Genomic DNA, 11,998 nt, shown 5'->3' on the forward strand with positions numbered 1-11,998 from the left:
CAAAGGATTAAACTATTGGTGATCGATTTTTTGTAGGAAATAGAATACAAAAAAAACGAGATTGCAAAGAGCGCAATCTCGTTAATAAAAAATCAATAGCCTATATGTATTGAAGCACTATTGAAGACTTCGAATAGCATTCAAAGCTGACTCAACAAGCTAACAATGTCGCCATAACAGCGAGGTCAAACTTAGGCTTGCCGATAATAGTTATGCATTTTGTAACTTTTAGCGTACATTGCAAACACCAGAGATGCTAACAAAGCAAAGCCTGCAAAGAAGAACATTAAGAAGGCTGTCGTACTGATGCCTGAAGTTTTGATCTGTTCCATGACTGGTGCACTTTTGACACTTGCATCCGCCAGCAATACCCACAAGTTACCAATGGTCACTGTCAGACTCCAAAAACTCATAATCACGCCCTTCATCGCCAGCGGTGCCTGACCATAAGCGAACTCAAGACCGGTTGTCGATACCAACACCTCACCAAGCGTCAACAAAGCGTATGGCAGGATTTGCCAGGTAATTGACAACGTATTGCCACCATCCATTGTCAACTGCATAAATCCCACTACGATCCACGCAAAACCTGAAAAAGCAATCCCCAAACCCATGCGACGCAAAGCCGTTAATTCCAGACCAAGGCGTTTGCACATAGGGTACAAGACCAGATTATTAAATGGAATCAGGAGCATCACCAGCATTGGATTCAAGGCTTGCATTTGCGATGACTGGAACCAGGAAGGCTTTACCATCGAATCCGCTTGTACCACCCATGTAGATGCTTTTTGATCAAACAAAGACCAGAATGGCGTCACTAATGCAAAAATCACCAGAACACGCAATACCGAGCGTACACCGTCCACAATCACATCAGGATGGGTGCCGTAGGCCCGATCCAACTGTATCCAGGTACCGATACCGCCAAAACCAAGCAACATCACCAATGCGAGACATATGGCTGGCACCAGCGCCAGCGTTGGTATCGTCAACAACACACCAACTGCAGCAATCACGCCCAACACAGCAATATATAAACCAGTGCGTGCTTTACCTGGTACTTCTGCCAGCAGTGCAGTACGTACGACATTTATAAAAGAATGTGGATCTTTTGCAACCGGGGCGACGTGCACATATTTCTTGCGGCCCGACCAGAAAATAATGGTCGCGATTAGCATCAAAATACCAGGTATACCAAATGCAACGCCAGCACCTAATTGCTTCAAAAAATACGGCATTAATATCGATGCAAAGAAGGAACCCAAATTGATGATCCAATAAAATGCCTCGAACACTTTTTGCGCCATGCTGCGATTGCTTTGGTCAAATTGGTCACCAACAAACGATGAAACCAAGGGTTTAATCCCGCCAGAACCAAAAGCGATGAGAAATAAGCCAACGTAAAATCCGCGGGGATTATCGTCAAATATGGCCAGACAAGCATGTCCAGCGCAGTACACCAGACTAAGCCAAAACACCGTATTATATTTACCAAAAAATCTGTCGGCTAACCAACCACCCAGTAATGGGAAAAAATACACGCCGATGACAAACGTATGGAAAATTTCTTTAGCCATTCCTGCGCGTAAATTTTCAGGCATCGATAACAGCAAGCTGCTAATCAGGAACGATGTGAGAATGTTGCGCATGCCGTAAAAACTAAAGCGCTCACAGCCTTCATTCGCAATGATGTAAGGAATCTGCGGCGGCATCTTTGCTGCGACAGCGGGTGCTGCTTGACTCATTGGTATCTCCAGTTCAATTGTTTTTGTTGAAGAATAAACAAACGGCCTTGGTAAAGGCCGTTGTTAATTTATGGACGTTATTCCAGAAACGTTTTGTCACATTTTAACAGTGCGCGAAGTATCCAGATTTGAAACCTGCTCGTCAAGCAAGAAATCCAGAATGCCCCTCAAAACGCTTTATGCTGTACTTTCCATCCCTACTACGATACCCGAGTGAACATACGCTTCAAACATTTTTGACAGGTTTGAACATTCTGATCAGACGCACCGGAAGACGGAAAATAAAGCGAATAAATGTCACCGTCAATACTGCCTCCAAGCCGGTCGCTAACGCAGCAAAAAAAGCATTCCAACGAACCACACGAGAACGATACTTCGCCATCATACGATCACGACTAATTTCTATGCTGTCATAGAAGGTCGGCACAACCAACAATGTCAACAAGGTAGAGGTAATGGTTCCACCAATAATCGCAATCGCCAGCGGACGATAAAACTCCCCACCTTCACCAAGACCTATCGCCACCGGCAACATGCCAGCAATCAAAGCAAATGTAGTCATCAGAATCGGGCGTAAGCGTTTGCGCCCCGCATACATTAAGGATTCCTCGCGATCAAAGCCTTCCTGCTCACGCTTGCGCGCACAATCGAGCAGCAAAATCGCATTCTTGGCAACCAGGCCCATCAACATAATGATGCCGATAAAGCTCATCAGATTAAGCGTACCGTGGGTCAATAACAGCGCAAGCACCACACCGATCAAACTCAAAGGTAAAGACAACATTACGGCTACCGGGGCAGTAAAAGAGCCAAACTGCATGACCAAAATCAGATACATCAGGCCAATACCCATGACCAGAGCAATTGTCATTTCGGTGAACAATTCTTTCTGTGAACGTGCTGCACCGCCAAGATCTAAAGAATACCCGGCAGGAAAACTCATGGCCTTAGCAATCTTTAATGCCTCGGCGGTTACCTCACCAGGCGACCTGCCCTGTGTATTTGCTGATACGGCCATCATGCGTTTGCCGTCAGTGTGCTTGATTTGTGATGGTCCTTTACCCATGGTGATTTTTGCGATTTGCTCGAGCGGCACCATGGTATCGCTGTTATTCACCGCGATCGGTAAACGTTCGATATTTTCAGCATTAATTCTATCGTTCGGATGCAGACGGACTGCCACATCACGTGCCTCCCCGGTAGGATCAACCCAATCACCGACCTCAACACCAGCAAATGCCACACGTAAAGCCTGCGCTGCGTCATTGACCGAAATACCGAGAGAATTTGCCAGACCACGATTGAGCTCGATCTGCAACTCATCTTTAGGGTCTTGTTGAGATAAACCTACATCAACCGCACCATCAACCTTGCGTAATTTTTCCATAAATTCATTGGCGATGATCAGTAATTTACGCGCATCTGGGCCAGAAAAATTAATCTGTACCGGCTTGCCGCCGTCATTATTCAAATCATCCTGTACCACATATTCTGCCCCTATCACTTGCACCAGGAGCTTACGTAAATCCGTCGCGACTTCGGCGGCAGATTGCTTGCGTTCGGTACTCTTACCAATATCCACATAAACCCGTCCACCACCACTATTAATGGTGCTATTAGTCGCTTTGGTGACCTTCAAACTACGCGCGATTTCGGCGGCTTTTTCAACTTTCAGACGCGAATATTCGAGGCTGGAACTAGATGGCGTGCGAATGTCAATAAAAATGGTGCCGTTATCGGCACTCGGTAAAAAACTTGAGCCTCCGAACGTTGCGTGAAGTGCGATTGCTCCCACCAGACTGACGCCGGCGATCACCGCCATCCAGACCCGGTGATGTAATGCCCAGGCAATCACGTTACCGTAGCGGTCAGCCTGATGATCAAACCAGTCATTGAATTTCGCCAAGACAAGGCTAATCCCTTTTTTTGGTAGTAAATGATGTCCTATCGGGTCACCCCAATATGCAGACAACATCGGATCAAGCGTAAAAGAGATAAACAAACTAACGAGTACTGAGCTGGCTACAGTCAATGCAAACGGACGAAACCATTCACCTGAGATGCCAGGCATAAATGCGACAGGAATAAATACCGCAATAATAGAAAACGTGGTTGCCGCTACCGCCAAACCAATTTCTTTAGTGCCGTTACTGGCGGCAGTACGACGATCAACACCCATTTCCATATGACGCACAATATTTTCACGCACCACAATCGCATCATCAATCAACACCCCAATCGCCAAAGACAAGCCAAGCAAGGTCATAAAATTAAGCGTAAAACCACTCAGCCAAATGGCGATAAAAGCAGCAATGACGGAGGTTGGCAGACTGAGTGCCGTGATTAATGTAGAACGCCAGGAATTTAAAAATACGTACACCACAAAAATCGTGAGTACGGCACCAAACATCAATGATTCAATGACGTTATCAAGGCTGCTCTCCGCATCTTTACCACCATCCTGGGTCACTTCTAATTTGCTACCAGCAGGTAGCGTCTTATTAATCTCAGCGACCAGATCGCGAACATGGGTAGCAACTGTAACTGTACTTGCTTCGCGTGAACGCGTGATGGAAATGCCTACATTGGGATGGCCGTTGTGCATGCTAAAACCGTTCAGCTCAGAAAATCCGTCCTCAATGTCTGCCACCTGTGCCAAGCGTATAATTTCATTGCCACGCTTTTTCACGACGATGGATTGAAATTCTCTTGGCGATTCAATACGCCCGATCAGACGTATACTTTGTTCGGTTAAGTGTCCGGTAATTTTTCCGACAGGCGCAGTGGTATTTTGATTTCTCAGTGCATTGACTACTTCCGACACTGACACATTGTATTCACGCAGCTTTTGAGCATGCAATAACACGCTCAACTCGCGGCGCAGCGCACCATCTACCGTCACCGTAGCAACACCATCAATGGCACGAAATTTATCTGCTAACTTATCTTCCGCTTTGCGTGAAATTTCCGCATGGCTCAAGACATCTGACGACAATGCCAATTGCATAATCGGTTGCGCCGAAGGATCTATCCTTTCCAGCACTGGTTCACGCATTTCTACGGGTAATTTATAGCGTACTGAAGCGATCGAATTTCGCACCTCATCCGAGGCCTCCACCATATTTTTACCAAAATTGAAGATCAACACGATGGTCGCTGAACCTTCATTTGCAGTGGAGCGCAATTGATAGACGCCGGTAATACTTTGCATGGCCTTTTCGACGCGATTGATGATCTCACGCTCTACCGTATCTGATGACGCACCTGGGTAAGGGATACTCACGACCAATACCGGTTGCTGGACATCCGGAATCTGATTGACCTTCAACTTTTTGAGTGCCAACAAGCCCAGTGCCATCAGGGCGATGATGATCACAATCATCGCAATCGGGCGTTTGATACTAAAGTCAGATAAAAACATGGCTTATTTCCCCGCTGAATTGACCGCGGGCTTAGATGCAGCGCCAGCTACCGCGACAGGCAATTTATTTGAAACCGATGCCACCATAGTAAATTTTTGGCCGTCTTTCAAAGTCGCAATCGGCGTGCGTATGATACGGTCGCCTTCTTTCAAACCTGCCAGGATTGCATAGTCGCCATGACGAGCATCACGCTCGCCTACACTTAAACTGACTTTTTTTAACCTGCCATCTTTCGCCAACCATGCGTAGGCTTTATCACCTTCACGTACCAGGGCTGAACTAGCGATCATCAAAGTCTGCGTCGTAGCGGCTTCAATCATGCCCTCTGCATAGAGACCTGAAACGCGTGGTTGTGCATTATCATTGAACGTCACTAATACTTCGACCTGACGAGTCGTCGCGTTTGCAGCCAGATCGATACGTTTCACTTTGCCGCTGAATTCCTGATCACCATAGCCATTGATGTGAAACCGTACGGATTGACCAAGCTTGACGTTATTCACTTTATCCGCGGATACCAATCCTTCAAAACGCAAGCTGGTCGGATCAATCACTTTGACCAGTTCTTTACCGAGTTGTGCCGTATCACCTGACGACACCTTGCGCTCGCTGACCACACCATCAAAAGGGGCACGCACTTCAGTGCGCTGCAATTGTTGGCGCGCTTGCACGGTGCGGGCTTTGGCGGCGACCAGATCGCTTTGAGTATTGTTACGACGGATTTCCGCGTCTTCTAATTGCTGCGTCGACGTCATGCCGGACGCGCGTAAGGTTTTCAGACGCTGAAACTGGCGCTCTGCCTGATCAAACGTCTGCACGGCGGCACGCTCTGCTTCTTCAGCAGAATGTAAGCTGTCTTTAATCGACGTATCATCGAGACGTACCAATAAATCACCACGTTTAACAGTTTCACCATTTTCTTTAAAGACTTGCAAAACAACGGAAGCAATCTCGGCCCGCAAATCCGCTTTGCGCTCTGGCTGCACCGAGCCAGTGATAACCGGGCCTGAGGACATGGCATTACTCTGTATCTGCGCCAAATCTTCCTGGGTCACCAATAAAGCTTGATCCGCTAATGTTGCGCTCGCTGAAGCACTGGCTTTTGCCTTGCCATCTTCTGGCTTTTCTTTGCATCCAGCCAGAACAAAAGCAACAGCCAATACAATCAAACTAGGTCGTAACATGGTAAGTCTCCAGATTTCAGATGTGGTAAGTCAACTATATTGAAAATATCTATGATTTATTTTGCCCAAAAATATATAGGGCGGCTGCCCTTAAAAATAGAAAACTGAGCAATTTTGTTATCAACTATGCAGTATCCACGACAGATAAAGTTCCTGTCAAAATAAAACTCATGAAAAGTCATCCAAACAAGCTAAACACAACTATCCTTGCAATTTCAGTACAAGTCCGGTAGTCTCCGCCCTCCTTTGCTTTTCTGTAATTACCTGTGCCTGCTTCTGTTAAATCTGCCTCGTCATCCAGCATTTCACCATCCCAAGCTACTGTTCTGATTGCCACCGATGTGTTTGGACATACGCCCGCGGTATCTGGCCTGGTACGCCAACTATCAGTCAACGCCATTGTTGTCACGCCATGGGATGACCCGGAAAATCACTTTTATTCAGAACAAGATGCATATCAAGCCTTCATCGTTGAGGGTGGCGTTAGTCGTTATGCTGAAAAGTTGAAAAGCATTCTTCAAGAACAGACATCATTAAAATTTGCCATTGGCTTTAGTGCTGGAGCAAGTGCGTTGTGGATTAATAGCGAACACAGGTGTATGCAACAACTACAAAACACCGTGTTGTTTTACGGCTCGCGTATTCGCGAATATCGCAATATTCAACCAATCTGTCCGGTACGTTTAATTTTTGCCGAACATGAAGCTGCATTTACGCCACGTGAATTGGTCAGCGACCTGCAACAACGTGGACATCAAGCCGAGATCGCCAAAGCAACCAAGCATGGTTTTATGAATTCTTATTCGCGTGGCTGTTGCGTCAAGTCGCAAACTCGCTATACCTCGGAATTGCTGACGATGCTACATACAACTCTGAACCAGGCCGCGGCTTAGAACCACTATCGCTCAGCTTAGAAAAATTTAGTTTCAAAATAAATAATAAAATTTGAGTTAACACCCGCTCCTCCCTTATACTTCGGCGCGCGTGACACAATCACCAACCAGTAGCATTGATTACAACAACCAGTAGTCACTTGCTTGTTTTTTGCTGTCTTTTGCTGTTTTCATTATTTTTATTCACTTTTTCTGCGGAAAATGATTCAGCCTTATCCGGCATACAGAGTCAAACCTCCGCGCGGAGCCATAAGCATGACCGCTTTTGTATTTAACGAAATCAATTTTGACAATCACGAACAAGTTGTTTTTGCTTCTGAAGCAAAATCAGGCCTGAAAGCCATTATCGCGGTTCACAACACCAACCTCGGCCCTGCGATGGGTGGTTGCCGTATGTGGAACTACGCCAGCGAGGCGGAAGCAGTGCGCGATGTATTGCGCCTTTCCCGCGGCATGACTTATAAAAACGCCGTTGCTGGCCTGCCAATCGGCGGCGGTAAGAGCGTGATCATTGGCAATCCAAAAACAGATAAGACGCCAGCCCTGTTTGAGGCTTTGGGTGAAGCATTAGAACGCCTCGGTGGACGTTATGTAACGGCAGAAGACGTCGGCACCAGCCCGGCAGACATGGCGAATGTTGCCAGCAAAACGAAATACGTAGCTGGCCTCGGTGACCGTGGTGATCCATCTCCATTTACCGCATTAGGTTGCTTCGTCGGTGCGCAAGCTGCCGTCAAACACCAATTGAAACGTGACAGCATGGAAGGTCTGACCGTTGCTCTGCAAGGTCTGGGTCATGTCGGTTACGACTATGCACGTCGTCTGAAAGAAGCTGGTGCAAAATTGATCGTCGCTGATATCGATCAAGGGGCATTAAAACGTGCACAAGAAGAATTAAACGCCGAAGTTGTTGGCATCGATGCCATCTACGACGTGCAGGCCGACATCTACGCCCCATGCGCTTTGGGTGCGACACTGAATGCAGATACGCTGTCCCGTCTCAAAGCAACGATTGTTGCTGGTGCTGCAAACAACCAGTTAGCGTCACCAGAAATCGGCGAAGCTTGCCGCCAAAAAGGTATTTTGTATGCGCCAGACTTTGTCATCAACGCCGGTGGCATTATCAAAGTTTGCTATGAATACCTGAATACGCCAGAAGATGGCATGGATGCTCATGTACGCCGGATTGGCGAAACGCTGACTGAAATCTTCGAACGTGCTGACGCTGAAAGTCTGGCAACCAGCATCGTTGCTGACCGCATCGCAGAAATGCAATTCAAGCGTTAATTTATTTGATTCCGATGTCGCACTAAGATGCCGACATCGCCAAACGCCACCCGCCACCCTTCAATTTCGGGTGGCGTTTTTTTTTTACCCATGTTGGAACGAGAAAAACTTAAACCTTGCTGAAAAGAATTTTCAAAGTTACCATAAATTCTACTGACGTTATTTCACTACCGTCGTTTTTCAGGCCATTCTCTGTCTTTTTGCTTGCTCAACATGACCATACTCACCACAGCTCGCTTACGTCTTGAACCCATCACGGATAGTCATCTTGAAGGACTATGTCACCTCAACAGCGATCTGGAAGTCATGCGCTATATCTCAGGCCAGGCCGAAACAAGAGAGGAAACTCTGAACATGATCGACAGAGTTAAGGCTCGCTGGGCTGAATTTGGATTTTCGTGGTGGAGCTTCATCGATATCGATACTGAGGAACTTATCGGTGCAGGCTGCATACAATATCTGGGACGCGATCCAAAAAATCCGCTTGAAATCGGCTGGCGCCTGCGTAAAGACAAGTGGGGGAAAGGTTACGCGAGCGAAGCCGCCAGAGCAATGGCTGCATTTGCCTTTGATATTTTGAAGGCGGAATCACTCTACGCGATTTGCATGCCTGAAAATACTGCCTCTTCGCACGTCATGAAAAAATTGGGATTGAATTATCGCGGAATTGAACGTTGGAACGAGAAAGATGTTGCGACCTACTCTATCGACAAGGCAACATGGCAAAAACAACAGGAAATCTGGCTTAATGCCGGTTAGAGCTACTCACTAGCTATGCCAATGTGCGATAAATACATCATGTGCGTGGCGCAGATGTCAAATCTTATCTATGTGTTATTGTTATTGGTATGACTTGTGCTATAAAAACAGTTAATAGCCAAATAATATTAAAAAAGTAAATCAGGTCAGGGGTTTCCGTGCTAATTCCCTAACCTCAGGGCCATCAAAAGCTTGAGCAACAACAATCACAACGACGACAGATTAACAGACACAAAAAAACAAAGACGAACTAACCGTCTGTTTATGTCCTTACGATGAAGTTTGCAGTCCCTTGAGACTACTATGAGCAAAATTATTTCGTATAAAGACAAACATGTTCTCATTATTGATGACATGGCCGACATGCGCAGCTCTTTACGAAATCAAATAGGGTCATTGGAAATAACCAACGTCGGTATCGCAGCAAGCATACGTGATGCACTTGAGTTACTCAAACAGAAACGCTTTGACGTCATCCTATGCGATTATTACCTCGGCGGTTCCACCGACGGTCAACAATTTCTCGAATATTTACGCACCGCCAAGATTATCAGCCGCGCGACCCTATTCATCATGATCACCGCTGAAACCGGCTATGAAAGCGTGATCACCGCAGCCGAATGTTTGCCCGATGATTATCTGCTAAAACCATTTACCGCCGAGACCTTGCGTTCGCGCTTTCAGCGCCTGATGGAAAAAAAGATACGTCTACAGGCAATCGACCAACTCCACGACAAGTCAGCATGGCTGGAGATCATTGCTGCTTGTGACGACATCATCGCCACCCGTGACAAATATTTGGTCGATGCCATGCGTATCAAAGGAAATGCCTTGTTAATGGCAGAAAAGAATGACGAGGCGATGCAGTTTTACGAACAAGCATTGAGCTTGCGTGCGATGCCGTGGGCCAAACTTGGGCTGGCTAAAGCGATGAAAGCGAAAGGCAATGGCGAGCAAGCAAAGCAACTATTAAGCGACTTAATCAATGACAGCCCAAACCTCTTGTCTGCGTATGACTTGCTAGGAAAAATACATACCGAATCAGGTGACGATGCCGCCGCCATTGCGATTCTGGACAAGGCGAGCACGGTGGCGCCCAACTCGTTAATGCGCCAACGCTCTCTTGCTGGTCTGGCCGAACGCACGGGCGATTTTAAACGGGTCGAACAAGCGTTGACTACCGTATTAAAAAAGACCAAAAATTCACCACTAAGAGATCCGGCAGATTACGTCAAACTCAGTAGCGCCTATCTGGAAATGAATGACGCCGCCAAGGCCATCAATATCATCGAAGACGCGAAGATGACTTTCAAAGGAACAGGTGAGCTGCGTTCTGTTTCAGCGATGGAAGCACAAGCTTTACATAAAGCAGGCAAAACCGAACTCGCCGACGAAGCCTTGGATAGAGCTTTGAGCGGAGGAAGTACTGGAATTTCAGAAGAATTAGCATTCGCCCTTGCCAAAGCCTGTCTGGTCAACGACAGAGCTGCAACCGCAGGGGATATACTCAAATACGTCCTGCAAAATAATCCGGACTCCGAAGAAGTCAAAAATGCGGTATCAACTATTTTCAAACATCACGGTGGCGAGGAAGCGGCGAAAGAGCTAATAGAACGCTCTACGCAAGAAGTCGTTAACCTGAATAACGAAGCGGTTTTAAAGGCGAAATCCGGCGCCTATGCCGAAGCTTCACAAATGCTGACCGAGGCCGCTTTTCGTTTGCCAAACAATATGCAAATCGTGGCAAATGCCTCGCTGTCTTTACTTGCCGATGTGTTGATGAATCAGATGGACGCCATCAAAATCAAACAAGCGAAAGAGTTTGCTGTAACGATTGCAAAAACAAATAAAGAACATCCTAAGTTACCGGAAATCTCACGTTTTCTCAAAAAAATTCAAACCAAATACCAATTGGACACACCATTATGAGCTTCGCTCACATTGCGGCACTAACCATACACGATGTCAAAAATAGTTTGTCGAGTATTGCCTCTGCCGCTGAATCACATGGCGATACGCCAACCGTGCAGGCCATTTTTAATATTTCCGATACCCTTACAAGACTACTCGTTTTCTATCGCAGCGAACACGAACTGCTGCGGTTGAATCTCAACTCACATGCCCCAGAAGATTTGATCTTCGAATTAGCCGCAAATAAATATGGACAATCAGATATCGAGATTAACAGCGAACTTAACCAGGCACCAGTGCTATGGGTGTACGATGAGATGTTGATCAGAATGATACTGGTCAATGCTTTGCAAAACGCTTCAAGGTATGCAAAGAGTCGCATTGTGATCAGCGCGAAAGAGTGTTCTGGCTATCTTGAAATGAGTGTTCATGACGATGGGCCGGGGTTTTCTGACACGGTACTGGAAGAGGACTATAGCAACATTCCAGCCAGCCAAAACGGAACAGGCTTAGGTTTGCTTTTAGCTAAACGAATAGCCGCTTTGCACGTCAATAATAATCAACAGGGGCGCATCGAACTATCGAATCAAAATGGAGGATTATTCCGCTTAATAATCCCGGCTTAGATGATTCAAATTTAAATCGAAGACACTGCAGTCAAAGAGTGGGTACAACCCACCAATTTTAAACAAGCGTTTTTAAGCAGGAAATAACAGCAGCGCAGGTTTCACCCACGCTAGTCGCCCTAGTCGCACTGTCGCACTGTCGCACTGTCGCACTGTCGCACTGTCGCACTG

General features: G+C 46.5%; 8 protein-coding genes. 5 read left to right on the plus strand and 3 right to left on the minus strand.

The window, feature by feature from the left end:
- Window positions 1-191 precede the first annotated feature (191 nt).
- From H8K32_RS02660 to H8K32_RS02670, 3 genes are all read right to left on the minus strand, one after another.
- Window positions 192-1,745 (minus strand): POT-type proton-dependent oligopeptide transporter, encoded by a 1,554-nt coding sequence (locus tag H8K32_RS02660; protein WP_186910937.1) that lies wholly within the window; start codon window positions 1,743-1,745, stop codon window positions 192-194.
- Between the two features lie 226 nt (window positions 1,746-1,971).
- A complete protein-coding gene (locus tag H8K32_RS02665) occupies window positions 1,972-5,166 on the minus strand; it encodes an efflux RND transporter permease subunit (RefSeq protein WP_186910938.1) in 3,195 nt (1,064 codons plus the stop codon).
- 3 nt (window positions 5,167-5,169) lie between these two features.
- A complete protein-coding gene (locus tag H8K32_RS02670) occupies window positions 5,170-6,351 on the minus strand; it encodes an efflux RND transporter periplasmic adaptor subunit (protein WP_186910939.1) in 1,182 nt (393 codons plus the stop codon).
- Between the two features lie 266 nt (window positions 6,352-6,617).
- Here H8K32_RS02670 and H8K32_RS02675 point away from each other — a divergent pair, with 266 nt between their 5' ends.
- From H8K32_RS02675 to H8K32_RS02695, 5 genes are all read left to right on the plus strand, one after another.
- Entirely contained in the window at window positions 6,618-7,244 is a 627-nt protein-coding gene (locus H8K32_RS02675) for a hypothetical protein (protein ID WP_186910940.1), read from the plus strand.
- A 255-nt stretch (window positions 7,245-7,499) separates the two neighbouring features.
- A complete protein-coding gene (locus tag H8K32_RS02680) occupies window positions 7,500-8,531 on the plus strand; it encodes a Leu/Phe/Val dehydrogenase (RefSeq protein ID WP_186910941.1) in 1,032 nt (343 codons plus the stop codon).
- 213 nt (window positions 8,532-8,744) lie between these two features.
- Window positions 8,745-9,290 (plus strand): GNAT family N-acetyltransferase, encoded by a 546-nt coding sequence (locus tag H8K32_RS02685; protein ID WP_186910942.1) that lies wholly within the window; start codon window positions 8,745-8,747, stop codon window positions 9,288-9,290.
- Window positions 9,291-9,593: 303 nt separating this feature from the next.
- On the plus strand, window positions 9,594-11,219 hold the full coding sequence (locus H8K32_RS02690; RefSeq protein WP_186910943.1) for a response regulator: 1,626 nt from the start codon (window positions 9,594-9,596) through the stop codon (window positions 11,217-11,219).
- On the plus strand, window positions 11,216-11,827 hold the full coding sequence (locus H8K32_RS02695; protein ID WP_186910944.1) for a sensor histidine kinase: 612 nt from the start codon (window positions 11,216-11,218) through the stop codon (window positions 11,825-11,827). Before H8K32_RS02690 ends, H8K32_RS02695 begins: the two co-directional genes overlap by 4 nt.
- The last annotated feature ends 171 nt before the right edge of the window (window positions 11,828-11,998 follow it).

The sequence above is a fragment of the Cognatundibacterium jejuense genome (genome assembly GCF_014284255.1).
GTDB lineage: Bacteria > Pseudomonadota > Gammaproteobacteria > Burkholderiales > Burkholderiaceae_D > Undibacterium > Undibacterium jejuense.

What these genes read in the sequence shown, in the direction of transcription:
- H8K32_RS02695 (WP_186910944.1), top strand. Translation starts at nt 11,216, where the DNA reads ATGAGCTTCGCTCACATTGCGGCACTAACCATACACGATGTCAAAAAT.
- H8K32_RS02660 (WP_186910937.1), bottom strand. Translation starts at nt 1,745, where the DNA reads ATGAGTCAAGCAGCACCCGCTGTCGCAGCAAAGATGCCGCCGCAGATT.
- H8K32_RS02690 (WP_186910943.1), top strand. Translation starts at nt 9,594, where the DNA reads ATGAGCAAAATTATTTCGTATAAAGACAAACATGTTCTCATTATTGAT.
- H8K32_RS02665 (WP_186910938.1), bottom strand. Translation starts at nt 5,166, where the DNA reads ATGTTTTTATCTGACTTTAGTATCAAACGCCCGATTGCGATGATTGTG.
- H8K32_RS02685 (WP_186910942.1), top strand. Translation starts at nt 8,745, where the DNA reads ATGACCATACTCACCACAGCTCGCTTACGTCTTGAACCCATCACGGAT.
- H8K32_RS02680 (WP_186910941.1), top strand. Translation starts at nt 7,500, where the DNA reads ATGACCGCTTTTGTATTTAACGAAATCAATTTTGACAATCACGAACAA.
- H8K32_RS02670 (WP_186910939.1), bottom strand. Translation starts at nt 6,351, where the DNA reads ATGTTACGACCTAGTTTGATTGTATTGGCTGTTGCTTTTGTTCTGGCT.